The organism is Nostoc sp. 'Lobaria pulmonaria (5183) cyanobiont', assembly GCF_002949795.1.
Lineage (GTDB): Bacteria > Cyanobacteriota > Cyanobacteriia > Cyanobacteriales > Nostocaceae > Nostoc.
In genome coordinates this window covers 5,194,539-5,210,115 of record NZ_CP026692.1, presented here as the reverse complement: position 1 = coordinate 5,210,115, position 15,577 = coordinate 5,194,539, and the positions used below count along the sequence as shown (strand labels likewise).

Annotated in this window: 14 protein-coding genes and 1 pseudogene; 7 read left to right on the top strand and 8 right to left on the bottom strand. The window is 40.8% G+C overall.

The genetic code is table 11. The features are described from left to right. Positions 1–699, top strand: a complete 699-nt coding sequence (locus tag NLP_RS22950) for a Crp/Fnr family transcriptional regulator (protein ID WP_104908370.1) — start codon at positions 1–3, stop codon at positions 697–699. Between the two features lie 44 nt (positions 700–743). Here the strand turns inward: NLP_RS22950 and NLP_RS22945 are convergent, their stop codons facing one another. The 5 genes and pseudogenes from NLP_RS22945 to NLP_RS22920 form a co-directional block, all read right to left on the bottom strand. Further along, a complete protein-coding gene (locus NLP_RS22945; RefSeq protein WP_104909987.1) occupies positions 744–1,235 on the bottom strand; it encodes a hypothetical protein in 492 nt (163 codons plus the stop codon). A gap of 110 nt (positions 1,236–1,345) precedes the next feature. Further along, on the bottom strand, positions 1,346–1,546 hold the full coding sequence (locus NLP_RS35135; RefSeq protein ID WP_234017033.1) for a hypothetical protein: 201 nt from the start codon (positions 1,544–1,546) through the stop codon (positions 1,346–1,348). Positions 1,547–1,629: 83 nt separating this feature from the next. Beyond that, positions 1,630–2,040 (bottom strand): annotated as a pseudogene (locus tag NLP_RS22930) (GNAT family N-acetyltransferase); the annotation flags it as partial. A gap of 300 nt (positions 2,041–2,340) precedes the next feature. Further along, the gene (locus NLP_RS22925) at positions 2,341–3,207 is read right to left on the bottom strand and encodes an aldo/keto reductase (RefSeq protein ID WP_104908369.1); all 867 of its coding nucleotides are present in this window, start codon (positions 3,205–3,207) and stop codon (positions 2,341–2,343) included. Between the two features lie 401 nt (positions 3,208–3,608). After that, positions 3,609–3,809 (bottom strand): heavy-metal-associated domain-containing protein, encoded by a 201-nt coding sequence (locus NLP_RS22920; protein ID WP_104908368.1) that lies wholly within the window; start codon positions 3,807–3,809, stop codon positions 3,609–3,611. 900 nt (positions 3,810–4,709) lie between these two features. Here NLP_RS22920 and NLP_RS22915 point away from each other — a divergent pair. Next, positions 4,710–4,973 (top strand): DUF3146 family protein, encoded by a 264-nt coding sequence (locus tag NLP_RS22915; RefSeq protein WP_069070640.1) that lies wholly within the window; start codon positions 4,710–4,712, stop codon positions 4,971–4,973. A gap of 59 nt (positions 4,974–5,032) precedes the next feature. Here the strand turns inward: NLP_RS22915 and NLP_RS22910 are convergent, their stop codons facing one another. The 3 genes from NLP_RS22910 to ntcA all read right to left on the bottom strand — a co-directional run bounded on the left by NLP_RS22910 (position 5,033) and on the right by ntcA (position 7,946). Next, entirely contained in the window at positions 5,033–5,485 is a 453-nt protein-coding gene (locus NLP_RS22910; protein ID WP_104908367.1) for a Holliday junction resolvase RuvX, read from the bottom strand. A gap of 130 nt (positions 5,486–5,615) precedes the next feature. Next, a complete protein-coding gene (locus NLP_RS22905; protein WP_104908366.1) occupies positions 5,616–7,106 on the bottom strand; it encodes a DUF3084 domain-containing protein in 1,491 nt (496 codons plus the stop codon). 168 nt (positions 7,107–7,274) lie between these two features. Then, positions 7,275–7,946, bottom strand: a complete 672-nt coding sequence (ntcA, locus tag NLP_RS22900; protein WP_094347373.1) for a global nitrogen regulator NtcA — start codon at positions 7,944–7,946, stop codon at positions 7,275–7,277. A gap of 379 nt (positions 7,947–8,325) precedes the next feature. Between ntcA and fabI the strand changes: the two genes are divergently transcribed. The 5 genes from fabI (at position 8,326) to NLP_RS22875 (ending at position 15,209) form a co-directional block, all read left to right on the top strand. Beyond that, complete coding sequence (fabI, locus tag NLP_RS22895; RefSeq protein WP_104908365.1) at positions 8,326–9,102, top strand: enoyl-ACP reductase FabI; 777 nt, start codon at positions 8,326–8,328, stop codon at positions 9,100–9,102. A 115-nt stretch (positions 9,103–9,217) separates the two neighbouring features. Then, complete coding sequence (hisB, locus tag NLP_RS22890) at positions 9,218–9,853, top strand: imidazoleglycerol-phosphate dehydratase HisB (protein WP_104908364.1); 636 nt, start codon at positions 9,218–9,220, stop codon at positions 9,851–9,853. 185 nt (positions 9,854–10,038) lie between these two features. Continuing rightward, a complete protein-coding gene (locus NLP_RS22885; RefSeq protein WP_104908363.1) occupies positions 10,039–11,022 on the top strand; it encodes an ABC transporter ATP-binding protein in 984 nt (327 codons plus the stop codon). A 497-nt stretch (positions 11,023–11,519) separates the two neighbouring features. Beyond that, positions 11,520–12,989 carry an SLBB domain-containing protein gene (locus NLP_RS22880; protein WP_104908362.1) on the top strand — a complete coding sequence of 490 codons (1,470 nt, stop codon included), beginning with the start codon at positions 11,520–11,522 and terminating at the stop codon, positions 12,987–12,989. An 804-nt stretch (positions 12,990–13,793) separates the two neighbouring features. Continuing rightward, on the top strand, positions 13,794–15,209 hold the full coding sequence (locus NLP_RS22875) for a right-handed parallel beta-helix repeat-containing protein (RefSeq protein ID WP_234017032.1): 1,416 nt from the start codon (positions 13,794–13,796) through the stop codon (positions 15,207–15,209). The last annotated feature ends 368 nt before the right edge of the window (positions 15,210–15,577 follow it).

The window sequence follows — 15,577 nt, the reverse complement described above, 5'->3', positions numbered from 1 at the left end:
ATGCAGGCATCTCTGGAACAACTTTCGCAAATTCTTGTGTTTGCGGGTTTAGAAACAGCAGAGAAGATCGGTTTGCAACCTGACACTCAGGTACAAGGCTATCGCAAAGGGGAGATTATTCTCCATGAAGGCGATCGCTTACCAGCAAAACTCTACGCTGTTGTTAGTGGATCAATCCAAGTTACCAAAACAGCAACAACGGGAAAAGAAACAATTCTCCGCGCCTTAGCTGCTGGGGAAATTTTTGCGGCTCCGGCTTTGTTGGGAAATGGAATTTCTCCGGCAACTATCACTGCTGAATCTGATTGTGAAATTATCACTGTAAAGCGAGATGCTTTATTAAAAGCTATTGGTCAAAATCCGGAAATTGCCTTACAAATGCTGATGATTTTTAACAGTCGGATTCAGCAATTACATGAAACAGTCCACGGATTAGTTTCTGAAAGAGCTATTGTTCGCCTTGCCAGATTAATACAATATTTTGCTGCCGAATCTGGAACTGAATCTAGTTCCCAAGGCGAATGTTTAAAAATAAAATTATCTTATTATCGGATGGCTCGAAGTAGTGGCATTACTTACGAAGAATGCGTGCGATTAATTAAAAGTCTCAAGTCAGTAATTGCTTATCGCCGTGGTGGGACGATTATAATACTTGATGCTGATAAATTAGATGCGATCGCTTCTGGAGATATAGATTAGTAGGGGCACACAGCTGTGCGCCCTTACACGCAAAGAACAGTAATTTACATTGCTACACCTACTCTATCTTGTTGGCGTGCAGCAACAACTAAAACTAGACATAGAGCCGCGATCGCTTTTTGCCATTCCTGCCGAACTTGCACATCTTCGACACCTTCAAATATCTCTACCAAGCGGGGAATAGAAGCTTCTAAAGCCAGACGAGGTACTGGACGGTGTAACTCAACTAAATGAGTTAAACTTTTTTGATTATGGAGGAAACCAATTACCCATGTTGTTGTGTGATCGGGACTATCAGGAACCCGCTTTACTCCCAACTCATTTTTTAGCCAGTTATAAAAAGGTGGTAATTCCTTAGCTAAAATTCCTCCTGCTCTCGGCAAGCTTTTCTTAAGTAAATTGGTATCTAAGCTGTTTAATTCTTGTTGCAATCCCGGTAAAGTAAGAACTTCAGTTAAAGGTTGTGAGAGTATTTTTTCTAACTGAATTTCAGAAAAACTTAGATTTTGGGCAAAAGTTAAAAGTAGCAATCGCATTTTTTCAGACTCCATAAATAACTAATTATTCTCTGCGACTTTCTCAGAGAGGGTGAGCAAAAAAGTCAGGTTTTCTTCAGCTTTTAAAGCATCAGGTGCATTAGCAAATATCAAGAAAAAAACACCAGATTATAGTATTTTGGGATTAGGAACCGTAAAGAAAGGCTGATAATCCTCCAGGCTGAAATGTTTGCCCATTGAAATAATTTATCTGTAGCTATTCGTCCACCAGAACGCAGATATTTTTTATCCGTTGCTGCTAATACTTTGTGTCCGATAGCTGTTTGGAAATTGAGGATAGTGTTGGTCATCTGTGCGACCCTCTGAACTTGTCTTATCCTCAATTTCTCAGTAATTTATGATATTGTCTCTGAGGTAGCTCATAGAAGCAATATTAGTTCGCTTTCCACTCATGCTCAAGGATCGCGTAAAGAAAGTTGTCGTACCATCTGCCTTTGATTAACTCTTTTTCTTGCAGATGACCTTCACGACGCATACCAATTTTTTCTAATACCTTTATAGAAGCAACATTCTCTGCAATACACCAAGACCAGATCCGATGCATTTCCAGTTCTTCAAAGCCAAACTTTAAAATGGCTTGTGCTGCTTCTGTTGCATAACCTTGTCCCCAATATTGAGTGTTTAGTTCATAGCCGATATTTGCTTCTCGCATTTCCAGATCATTTACACGGATGGCACAATTGCCAATAAGCTGATTTTCTTCTTTGAGGATAATAGCTAACTGAAATTTTGTTCTTGGTTGCTCTTTTTGCTGATCGATAAACATCTGGATAAACTCGCAAACATCCTTCTGTGTGCGGTGTGTTCAGTAGTTGTAACGCAAGTACAAAGGATTTGATTGATAGGCAAAAACCGCTTGCCAGTCTGTCTCTACAAAATCACGCATTAGCAAGCGGTGTGTTTCTAATATCATGTCTTTTTTTATAGGCAACCTCTACCACATCTACGTTAGCGAGTGGAATAATTGGTGTTGCTAAATTCAGGTATGAAAATGATTTTGCGTGATGTAAAAATATTTGTAAAGACGTCGTAATGCAACGTCTTTACACCCAGATTTATACATTTAATTAGCAACGCCGAATGATTAAGTTGCCCGATCAATTTTTTGCACTTCTTCATCAGATAGTTTCACATTGATAGCTTTTGCCGAATCTTCAATGCTCGAAACTTTGCTAGCACCAGGAATTGGCAAAATAGCAGGCGACTTGGAACGCAACCACGCCAAAACGATATTATACACCGATACGCCTTTTTCTTTAGCTAATTTAGCGATCGCAGAAATATCTTGCAAGTCCTGATGGCGACGCCTACCACCAAAGGGACTCCAAGGTAAAAAGGTCAATCCTTGCTGTTCGCAATACTTCAATACGCCGTCATTTTCTGGCTGTCGTTGCCAAGGGCTGTATTGATTCTGCACCGAGACAATATCCACTACATCCCGCGCCCGCTTAATTTGTTCAACGGAAAAATTAGAAACTCCCACAAACCGAATCAAACCAGCCTCTACTGCTTCTTTAACTGGTGTAAGGGATTCTTCAATGGTGTAATTAGTATCGGGAGAATGATATTGCCAAACATCGATGGGTTTAGCACCACCCAACGCCTCAAAACTGTCTCGAATTGTTTGGCGCAAATGTTCTGGGTTGCCGTTGCTTGTCCAGTTGCCATCGGGACGCATCAACCCGCCCTTAGTTGCTACAATCACTTGGCTAACATCAGCTTTGTAACTACTAAGTGCCTTGTGAATTAGCCGCTCATTGTGGTGCTTATCTGACTCATCTTTGCAGTAAGAATCGGCAGTGTCAATAAATCTAATACCCAAATCCAAGGCACGATGAATAACTTGGATTGATTGTGATTCTGGAGGGCGATTAGAAATTGACATGGGCATACCACCCAAACCAATTGCACTCGCAAAAATACCAGTTTTTCCTAGCTGTTTGGTTTCCATGCTTCTAGCTATAGCTTTCTGCCCCAATTATCTATCAGTTCGTTATTCCTCATAAATCCTCCCTAGTACTTAGACTTGAGGATAAGTGAATATAATTCTTTTTTGGCTAGGCGTGGGAATACCACGTTATTTGACAGACAACCGTCGGTTGCCTCTAATTTCTACCTAATAATGATTATTAATACGAGAGTTAGCATTTAATTTTCTGAAAGTTATATTCGATTGCTTCTTGACGAATTTAACTTTCATTCAGGTTTGCCCTGCTGTAAAAGGAGGAATATTTGCGATGAAGTAGAGTAAGTTATTAATATCTACGCCCGTAAAACGGACGTAAATATCATTAAGCAATTGTGTTGGCTAAATCATTTCATCTAAATTTATTAGAAAATTTAGAAATTTAATTAATAGCCCTCTATAGTATAACCAGCAGATTGAACCATCTGTTTAATTGACTCTTCAGAAGCCGCAGCATCTACAGTTACAGTTTTAGTATCAACGTTCACGTCTACTTTGGCATCAGATTCCATAGTCAGAATAGATTTAGTTATTTTCTTGGCGCACTCATCACCTTTAATATCCGGAACTTTCAATTTAATTGCCATTACTTACCTCATTACGTAAACTGAAATTTACATTTAATATATATAATATCGGTTTTAATAGTAAGCGCACATCTGACTTGAGTTAGGGAATCGAGCATTAGACAAATAGTAATAAATAATAGTTATACCTAAATCATTATTGACAAATTATTTAGGCAGTAAAAACAAAAAAAATACCAAAATCTATAAAGTTATTTCTGAAAATGCACTTAGTACTACTAACTTATAAAAAGCCGCTTTTTTAGTTTATTCTGAAGACCCCACCAGACATTCCCCCTGTTTTTCTAAACGTTGCTGTTCGACATAGTTGTTCTTGCAACACTGCCTGATCGTACAAGGGTCTATACGTAAGTCACGAAACCTTTTTATCTGTAGTTTTTAATTTATTGTATACCCCAGATACTTTTGCCCAACTTTTACAGTACATATAGATTCAAAAAACAGCTATCTTGCGGTATAGATATACTGTGGGCTTCGCAACTAAAACCTTCAATGACGCAATTGTGACAGGAGGGTTGAAGACTGCTAATTTGATTATTGACGGTAGAGACTGCTTCACGTTGCGAATGGAAACGATTGCTCAAATGTGCCAGTAGTTGAAGTGCGATCGCTAGAAGCAACGAAAAAATTAGCATTTCTCGTTTGATTTATTTTCCAATCTCTACGACTAGCTGTGACCCTCGAAGGAAGACTCACTAACCCTTGTCTAAAAGACGCTACGCGTAGCTTGCTTACCTATCGGTGGTGCGGCTTCAGGATAGTGAAGTAGTTTTGCTCATAAACACAACCTAGTCAACTACAAATACCCACTTTGTCAGTTTGTTTAATTAAGATATGTTTGGTAAATAAAATAAATAGCCTACATCATCGGCTGTTATTCCACACTTGGCATAAAGCATTGTGAGTGCAAAACGTCTGCCAGAAACCATTGCCCATGTCAGAATTACCCGCCAATCCTGGCAACACGGCTTCCTTGAGGGCGAAGTGAGTGCAGGTGAGTTTGAGTGGCATTTCCAGTGGCATTTTCGCCGGGGAGAACTTGCCGTCAAGCCTTCCCAAGGTCGCGCCTTGATCAAAGAACCCCTCGGTCGATTCTTAGAGCAACAAGATTACCAGCTAGAGCCTGGAGGAGACTATGCTTTTACGATTCGGGCGGAACTTTAAAACTTAGGAGTTATTCAATTTTGGATTTTGGATTTTAGATTTTGGATTGAAGAAAAAATTTAAAATTGGCTGGCTGCTGATTCAGTGAGGCGATTTAAGTATCTTTCGATTAAAAGGATGGCAACAATGTCATCTATGGGTCTTGGTGGCTGTCGTAGACCCTGTGGCAATAGCTTTATTAACCCTTTGGGCGGGAACATTTGCCAATAGCGATCGCGTGCTTCTAAGGTTGTGTAGCGCTCATCCACTAAAATAATGCTCAGGGGTTCTGTCAATTCTTGATATAATTTCTCTCTCCACTGTTTGGCTGTAGTTTGGTCGCCCATGACCATCAAAGAGATCGGAAACCTTTGACGCAGTGTCTCAATGGTAGCGATCGCCTCTTTTGCTAGCACGACCTGATGATAATGCAGTTGCCGATCCAGTCCCATCACCGCTAAACCACATTTATCTCGACCTGGATCAAACCCCAAGATGACTGGTTGCGTTGGTGAAAATTCACGGAAATTCATAATAAATTAAAAATTAAAAATTAGAAATGTTCGCGTCGTGTCTGCTAAATAAAAAATCCAGCTACAGCAACTATTTTGGCTGCTGTTCAATATATTTAAATCTTACTAATAACAGCGTACAAATAATTTTTTAAGTACTAAAAATAATTTTTCCGTTAACTATTGCCACCAATTTTACTCTCAATGGCCCGGCTGTATAAGTATCCTCTGCTGCGATCGCTTTGATCTCCAAGGGTTGATTATACTGTCTTAGTTGGCTGACAAAGCGCAGAAAAGTCCCTTCTACTTGGACATTTTCGACAATTCCGGCATTACGGGCACGAAATTGGGAAGCAGAAATCAGTATTTCTAGGCGCTGCTGTAACTGATAAGATGTCATGGTTTTGGAATCAGCAGTAGTCGTAGCTAGCACCGCGCCTCCTGAAAAAACTAGTTGATTCTGGGCTGTATCCGCGAAAAATTCTATCTGCTTTTCTCCCCTGACGTAATTACCAGCAGAGAAAATTCGCACGACGTATTCTTTACCATCGCCAATCTGCTTGCTCAATTGATCGACTCTATCCTGGGTCACACGCAGTAGCTCTACATTTGCAGGATTTGCACCAGGTTCGCTTAATTCAAGGTTGGCGTTGCGATTGGCTTCTTGTAAAAGTTGTACCACTGCCTGACGAGCAGCAGCAGGTTGAGTAACACGAATGACAGCAGCGGACAGAACTTGACCGCGAACTAAGGCCAGCTTACCCAAACGCAGGTCGCGGTAGGACTGATAATATTTTTCCAGCCTGGCAACTTCCTGTTCTAGTTCCTCCTGTTGTGCTTCCAATTCTTTGAGGCGCGATTCTCGTTTGGCAATCACTTGCTCTCGTGCTGTAATTTCTACATTACGTTTTTGAATTAGTTGATCCAGTTGGGCAATTTTTTGATCGCGCTGTTCTATGGCTTCTTGACGGTTAGCAAGTTCGCGATCGCGTTTTTCAATTGCTGTTTTAGCTTCGTCAATGGCTTTTTTCGCTTCGGCATACAGTCTTTGACGTTCTGTCTTCAGTAGTTCAACTGCCGCCTGTAGTGCCTTTCTCTGGTCGTAAACACTTTGCAATTCAGCTATGGCTTTTTGGTATTGAGTTACCACCCGATCTAGCTGACCTTGAGTGCGTTGGAGTTGAGTTTGGGTTTGGGCTTGCTGACTAATTGTGCGGTTCAACTGAGCTTGTGTTTGCCTCTGTTTGGCATTTGCCGCCTGCAAGGATTGATTAATTGCCTGCAAGTCTTGTTGTGCCTTTGCTTGGGCAATTCTTGCTTGGTTTAGCTCACTCTCTACCTGACTTTTCTGAGTTTCTGCGGTTTTTAGCTGTTCCCGCTTCTGTCTAAGGTCTGTTTGAATATCCTCTAACTCAAAGACTCCTTTTCGCAAGCCTTCGTCGGCAGCGAATAAAATCCCTAAAGTTGATGCTGAAATCAAACCACCAGTAAAAATTGTTACTAGTACAGCAGTGTTTTTCGGACGGAGCTTAAAAAGTGAGAGGCGGGCTTTGCCAACTCGTGTGCCGATGCGATCGCCCACGGTGGCAATTACGCCTCCCAGAATCAAAATTGCTGCGATGAGGATGTATCCGGTGGTCATCTTTAGCTACCGAAATCCTTCCAGATACAGCCTACTACTTTTAAGCATTGTCTGTGGAGAAGTGGAAATTGGCAATAGCTGAAATTATTCAATTTTAGATTTACCTCTAGCTATTAGTGTCATCTTTCAAAATACAACACGCGCCGACTCCCCTTTCTCCAATTGTTTTTATGTGAATTGCCTACTTAAGGTAACAGGTTTATGCACAGTAATCTTCTTTTTGTGAATAGAAATCATCTTTTTTTCACGCAAATCTCCCAGTAGCCTGGTGACAGTAACACGAGTTGAACCAATTGCTTCTGCGATCGCTTGATGAGATAACTTCAAATCAATTGTGATCCCATCTGCACAAGGAACGCCAAAATCTCGACAAAGAATTAACAAAAAACTCACTAACCTAGAACCCATATCTCGGTGAGCGAGAGTTTCAATCATCATCTCTGTTTGTAAAATTCGCGAAGACAGACCTCGCAGCATTAACATTGATAATTCTGGATTTTCCTTGAGTGCTAGCTCTACCTGTTCAATTGGTGCTGACAGTAATTCCACAGGAGTAAATGCAACCGCATGGTAAAACCGATCCGACTTATTTCCTGTCAGCAATGACAATACACCAAAAACACTGTTTTCCCGCAGCAACGCTACCGTTATTTCCTCTCCTGCCTCGTACACCCTGGAAAGTTTAACAGCACCTTTCAAAAGAAAATAAACTCGTTCGGCAGGATCGCCAGGAAAAAAGATCGTTTTATTGCGTTCAAACGTTTCCACAACTGGCGGAAACGCCCCGGTCGCCATCTGACGAAAAACATTTGCTAGGGCTTTATCTTGTGTCACGATCATCTCCCTTCCCCTACCCAATGCCGGAAAAACAAAAACTGATTACCTAAGAATACACCCGAAAAATGAATAAAGCACCGTCAACCTTTCTGTACTTTCCTATACTCAAACAAATCTCTTCATAACTCTTTGTTTATAATGATACATAATTGTTGATCCTTTCAGCTACTAATTGTTGATAAGTAGTTCCAATAGCTGTATTCAAAAGGTTTTTTGAAGAACAAATAAAGATATCTTGAGAATATCTTTATAAAAAATCAAGATTTTTCTCACAGTAAACACCGTTAGCAATATTCATTTTTGTCAATCCTGTATAAAACAAAGACAAAACGTGCCTCAGATTCTAGTATGCTCCTAATGATCGATCGCATTAACAATTTCTATGCTAAATCTGACTGCAAAAAATGCCCTTGTTACAGGTATTGCCAATAACCGCTCGATCGCCTGGGGCATTGCCCAACAACTGCACAAAGCCGGAGCAAACCTGGGTATCACCTACCTGCCGGATGAACGCGGCAAGATGGAGAAAAAAGTTGCAGAATTGGTAGAACCCCTCAACCCCAGCTTATTTCTTCCCTGTAATGTCCAAGATGAAGATCAAATTAAATCTACCTTTGAGACAATCCGCGAACAGTGGGGAAAGTTAGATATTCTGATCCATTGTCTGGCCTTTGCAAGCAAAGACGATTTAACTGGAGATTTTAGCCAAACCTCTCGTTCTGGCTTTAACACCGCCTTAGAAATCAGCACCTACTCACTAGTGCAGTTAAGTGGTGCAGCTAAACCTTTGATGACAGAGGGAGGTAGTATCGTCACTCTGACATATTTAGGTGGTGTTAGGGCAATCCCTAACTACAACGTCATGGGAATTGCCAAGGCGGGGTTAGAAATTAGTGTGCGTTACCTGGCTGCTGAACTAGGTCCGCAAAATATTCGCGTGAATGCCATCTCCGCAGGCCCCATCCGCACTTTGGCATCTTCAGCAGTGGGTGGGATTTTGGATATGATTCATCATGTAGAAGAAGTAGCTCCCCTACGACGTACCGTCACTCAATTAGAAGTAGGCAACGCTGTGGCTTTCTTGTGTAGTGATTTGTCCAGCGGCATTACCGGACAAATTCTCTATGTAGATGCAGGATATGAAATTATGGGAATGTAAGATAATTTGGGCATGGGGCATTGAGGATTGGGCATTGGGAATTGAGTATTAGTAAAATTCTTGTCCATTTCTCATTCCCCATGCCCCATGCCCTATTCCCCATGTCCAATTTCCTATGCAAATCAGCAAAATTAATTTAAACTACGATCGCTTAACTGAAACCCCTCGGATTGCCACTGTTCACCGCACCACTGGTGAAACGAATGTGCAAGTTACCATCAACCTGGATGGTAGAGGAACTTGCACAGCAGCAACAGGTATTCCGTTTTTGGATCACATGTTGCATCAAATTGCCTCCCACGGGCTGATTGATATTGATGTCCAAGCCAAGGGAGACTGGGAAATTGACGATCATCACACTAACGAAGATGTAGGCATTACTTTAGGGCAAGCTTTTAACCAAGCACTAGGCGACAGAAAAGGTATTGTCCGCTTTGGTAATTTTCTTGCACCATTGGATGAAGCCTTAGTTCAGGTAGCACTAGACTTTTCTGGACGTCCTCACCTCAGCTACGGCTTGCAAATTCCTACTCAGCGGGTAGGAACCTATGACACCCAACTGGTGCGAGAATTTTTTGTGGCTTTGGTGAACCATAGTCAAATGACATTGCACATTCGACAATTGGATGGTATTAATTCCCATCACATTATTGAAGCGACATTTAAAGCCTTTGCAAGAGCAACGCGGCTGGCGGTGGAAATTGATCCCCGACGTGCTGGCTTAATTCCCAGTTCTAAGGGAGTTCTATGAAAGGAGTCAAATTGGATATTGTGCATTGGGCATTGGGCATCGGGAAAACTCTACCCTTGTCTTCCTAGTCCCCAATCCCCAGTCCTCAGTTCACGATAATTGACACACAGCTTGGTGATGGTTATTATCAGCCTACTGGGTAATTTTTAATTAATACCAAGCTGATAAATAGTTATTTAACCGAGATGAAGTCTGTTGCAGATGACCCTAATTCTCAACTTAATACGACAGACATTCCGCCAGTAGTCCTAACTTCTGAGTTGCGAAAAGTCTATCGCACTGGTTTTTGGCTAAATCAAAAAGTAGTATCTCTCAAAAACTGTTCTTTAACAGTTTACAAAGGCGAAACCTTTGGGTTGCTGGGGCCTAACGGTGCTGGTAAAACCACCCTTTTAAAATTATTGCTGGGAATTATTCATCCCACCTCTGGACGGGGATCGTTGTTGGGTAAACCAATAGGCGATCGCAGTGTTAAGCAACATATTGGCTATCTACCAGAAAATCCCTATTTGTATGACTATCTCACTGGTTGGGAGTTTTTGCAGCTTGCTGCTGGGTTATTCCAAATTCCCCAAAGTGTCCAACGCCAGCGGATTCCCCAACTACTGGAATTAGTCGGTTTATCCCAAGCCGATGCCCGTAAAAAGCTCCTGCGTCGCTATTCCAAAGGAATGCTACAGCGTGTTGGTATGGCACAGGCATTAATTAATGAGCCAGATTTAGTTTTTCTGGATGAACCGATGTCTGGTCTCGATCCAGTGGGACGCTACCAAATGCGAGAAATTATTCTGGCGCTCAAAGCTGCTGGTAAAACAATTTTTTTTAATAGCCACATTCTGAGTGAAGTAGAACAGATTTGCGATCGCATTGCCATCCTCGCTCAAGGTGAACTAATTTGCTCTGGTTCCCTCAATGAACTCTTAGGCGTAGGCGACACATATCACGTCAAAGGTCAAGGTGGTCACTGGGAAATTCTCAAAAAATGGATACCCACTCTCATATTTGAGCCTGATGGTTCCTGGCACGGTACACTACAAGATGATTACTATGATTTTCTTGCCAGTCTTCGTCTCATGGAAGGTAAAATTATCGCCATTAACTTGTCACGTCACTCCCTAGAAGAATTTTTTATTCAACAAATCCAAAGAAAAAACAACTCATTGAATTAGTCTTATTGCCAAATAGTAAATTGTCGACTGGCTTGAAGAACAAAACCCAAATTCTGCCTTTTTAAGTTCTCTTTACCCAACACAATCCACAAAAAATGAAATCCGACATCTTTTCAAGGTTATTTGTATTTATTTAATGAACTTGTTCCTAATTTTAGTAGTCCCTTACTACTCATCGCAGATTTTAAATATCATCAAATTAACTTTGACAAGAAAACTTTATTCGTCACTACTTGATTGTTGGCTAACAGACAATTTCTTGTAGAAACTGGGTTTAGTTGCGTAAATCCTATATTTTTTGATATTGCTCTATTCAAGCAACATTAACTTTAAGCTAACTTCACTAAAAATTTAAGTTCAATAAACAAATTTACTCCGGAAAATCACACTTTTCTAGGAAAATAAGAGTGTCGGGGAACTTGAATATTTAGGTATAGTCAAAATAAAAATGTTTAGACAGTACTTTATTGATTGTAGTTTCAGAGTCTCAGGTAAATATGCTTAACAAAAGTTTGTCTAAATTCCTAATTCAGCCAGCTGTAGGTATGGCTTTTTTAACTGCTGTCAATGCCGCTGTGTCATCTGCCAGTCTTGCTCAGGGACAACCATTACCACCAACTACACAACCACCAATCATACAAACACAATTAGATACTAATTATTCATTGGGAGGCGGCGATCTCATCCGTGTAAATGTATTTGAAGTACCTGAATATACAGGTGAATACCAAATTCCCCCAGGTGGAGCAATCAACCTACCTTTAATTGGCAGTGTGTCCGTACTAGGGCTAACAACTGAACAAGCTTCTGATGAAATAGCTAGAAGATATGCTCGCTTCCTCAAACGTCCCTTGATCTCAGTCAATCTGTTATCGCCTCGTCCCATCAATATTTTCGTTGCTGGAGAGGTGACACGTCCTGGAGCTTACACTCTAAGCTTGAGCGGTGGCGCTGGGAACAATCCAGGTGTACAATACCCCACTGTATTAGCCGCATTAACAACAGCGCAGGGGGTGACTTTAGCTGCGGATGTGACTCAAGTTCAATTACGGCGTAAGATAGGACGTTCTTCAGAGCAAGCTGTCACCCTCAATTTGAAGGAACTCATTCAAACAGGCAACTTATCGCAGGATATTACCTTGCGGGATGGAGACACTATAGTTGTGCCAACAGCAACCAACTTCAACGTCGCAGAATCTCGCAATATATTTGCAGCTAACTTTGCCGCCAGTCAAACCACACCCCGCACAGTAACAATTATTGGTGAAGTTAACCGTCCTGGTTCGTATCTTGTCACCCCAGGTAATACAGATAGCCAAGTGGGCGCAACCCCTAACAGTGGCACTGCCAGCCCCACTGGTTTACCAAATGTGACACGGGTAATTCAATTAGCTGGCGGAATTACAGCACAAGCTGATGTGCGTAATCTCAAGCTACGCCGACCTACAAGAACTGGCTCAGAACAATCTATAGATATTAATCTTTGGCAACTGTTACAGAGTGGTGATGCCAATCAAGACATCATTGTGCAAGACGGAGATACGATTGTAATTCCGACAGCAACTGAAATCATCCCGGCAGAAGCTACTCAATTAGCTACCACTACTTTGTCTCCTACACGGATTCAGGTTGGTGTGGTAGGTGAAGTTAAAAGACCAGGTCTAACAGACGTTCAGCCCAATAGCTCTTTAAATCAAGCTATACTCGCTGCTGGCGGATTTAATGATGCCAGAGCTAGTAGTAAGGCTGTTGATTTGATTCGCCTCAACCCTAATGGTTCTGTCACTAAGCGGATAGTAAAAGTGGATTTCTCCGCTGGGATTAATGAGCAAACTAATCCTATACTCCGTAATAATGATGTTGTGCTAGTCAACCGATCTGGTTCCGCTAAGACTGGCGATACCATAAACACTATAACTGGACCTCTAGGTATTATCCTTAATCTTCTGAACATTTTCGGACTCTAATTTCAGAGATAGATGCAAATTGGGGGCGTTGGCCAACCCTCTTCGTCCCTAAAATTGCACTATCCTTGAATCAAAAGCAAGTTACACATAACAAACGCTCCACAAGGCATCGCTTCTTCCAAATTGCGTTTTATAGGGGCTGTGATCCTGGTTAGGACAAGTCTGCTATAAATGCTCTGACAGCCGCTCTCTTCTGATTTGCCAATGTTATAAGCTATTTGACCACTGCTATATATCCGTCATTATAATAATTTTAAGTAATATTACTCATAGAGAAACACTGTAAACTTTACAAATCTCACTGTAAATTCTTAATGTGCATTGATAGGCTTTTGCAATCTTTATTGTAGGTACTCGGATTTCTTATGATAATGAGAATATTTTAGAAAGCATATTCCGCAAATACTACTCTATAACTTATTTTTAGTCATTTATTGATTCTTATTATCATAAGAATTATTTAAGTAAATTAACTAATTGATGACAGATATACTATTTTAACCAAAGATACCGCGTATACACAGTAGAATGATGTCGAATTGGAAATGACGCCCTTTGTACGGTTGCTTGGTGTTCATGAATAGGGTAACTCTGGATACTGATATTTTTTTTCAGTGATTTTATCAGATGTTTGCGATTTTTTGGAACACAAGCTCAAAAGGTGGTTCAGCCATATTTACGCAAAAATGCGCAGGTTGAAACCTATAAAACCGTGTATAAACTTACAAGTGGCAGTGATACGACTGTATCCAATACTGGGTTATTAACTAAGGCTAGAGTTACTGACCATTAACGATTGAGTTTTTGCAACATACCCTATTTTTCCCTATGATGATTCATGGTTTCGGTTTTCTCAGTTTGAGCGCATCTCTTGTACTTCCCTGGGCATTAACAGGTCTGGTTCAAGGACAGAAAATAACAGAGTCTTTATTTAAAGATGTTCCTCAGTCATCCACTGTTCAGGAAATACCACTACCTAACCGCAAGCTGATCAGTCGTATTTCAACTGCGACAACATACTATGTTAGTAGTAACGGAAACGACAGAAATAGCGGGCTTTCTACCTCATCCGCTTTTAGGACACTTCAAAGGGCAGCAAACCTTACTAATCCTGGCGACACGGTACTTATTATGAACGGGGAATACAAGAATGAACCCAAAAATGGGGCTGTACTAGGTATTAAACGTTCTGGAACTGCAAATGCATGGATTAAATATAAAGCATATCCTGGGCATTTTCCAAAAATTCAGCACAATACATGGAATGGTATCTCGATTACAGGAGCTTCATATATCGAGATTAACGGGCTGGAGGTCATAGGGAACAATGCTCATATCAACTATGATTATGCGTATGCGTCAAGTCAGAACAAGGAAGCACAATCAAATCGACTTACTAACGGAAATTGCATAAGCATTGAGCCAGGAGACAAAGGCCGTTCTCATCACATAAATATTCTGAACAACAAAGTGCATGATTGTGGAGGAGCAGGTATCTCAGCAAAGCAAGCTGATTATGTGAAAGTGGATAATAACACTGTTTTCAATAACTCTTGGTACACAGTTTATGGTTGCAGTGGCATTTCCATGCTTGATAATTGGAGTTCTGACAACAAGCAGGGATACAAGATATTTGTGACCAATAACAAGAGCTACAACAATCGAATGTACATTCCTTGGTTTAAAGCCGGAAAGATCACAGACGGTAATGGCATTATTGTTGATGTTTCAAAAGGATATAGAGGACGGATTTTAGTTGCTAACAACATCACCTACAAGAATGGCGGTTCAGGTATTCATGCCCATGATAGTCAGCATATCGATATTATCAACAACACGGCATATTTGAATCAGCAAAGTCCAGAAGTTAAAAAAAAGGCAAAGGGCGAAATTTATGCGGGTTATTCCTCTGATGTCAAAATTTTCAATAACATCATGTATGCTTCTCCTGGTAATGCTGTGAATAGCAATATGAAAAATGTCAACGTCAGTTATAACTACAATGTTTATTCCAATAATTCGACGATCAACATTACAGGATCTCACGATATGATTGCAGATCCACAGTTTGTTAATGCCTCGGCTCGTGACTTTAGATTGAAATCAACAAGTCCGGCAATTAATAGTGGTTTAAAGTGGAGTAGTTTGACAACCGATTTTCTAGGTAATCCTCGTGTGTCGGGTTATGCACCCGATAGAGGAGCATACGAAAATCGGTAGTAGTTAAAAGTATGGCATTGGGTTGTATGATAAGGTTCTTATTTATACATAATTTTTGTCTACAACCCAATTGGAGACGGGCCAGGAAGAGCCATAAGAGAAAACAAGACCCAATACCACGACTGCATAAACAAGAAGAATAGAGATGCTGAAATTATGTGCGATTACCGGAGATATTTGGATGAATAAGGTTTTGTGCATGGAGCAAACTGAGTTATATATATTACTTTCGAGGCTAGCACAAACCCTAATGAACCCAATTAAACTGGGGTGGCAACACCTAAAGAAATCGGACTACCATCCTAAAAATTATCTCTAGCTCATAATATAGCGTTTCCTAATACTGGTGAAGATATACCTTATCAGAT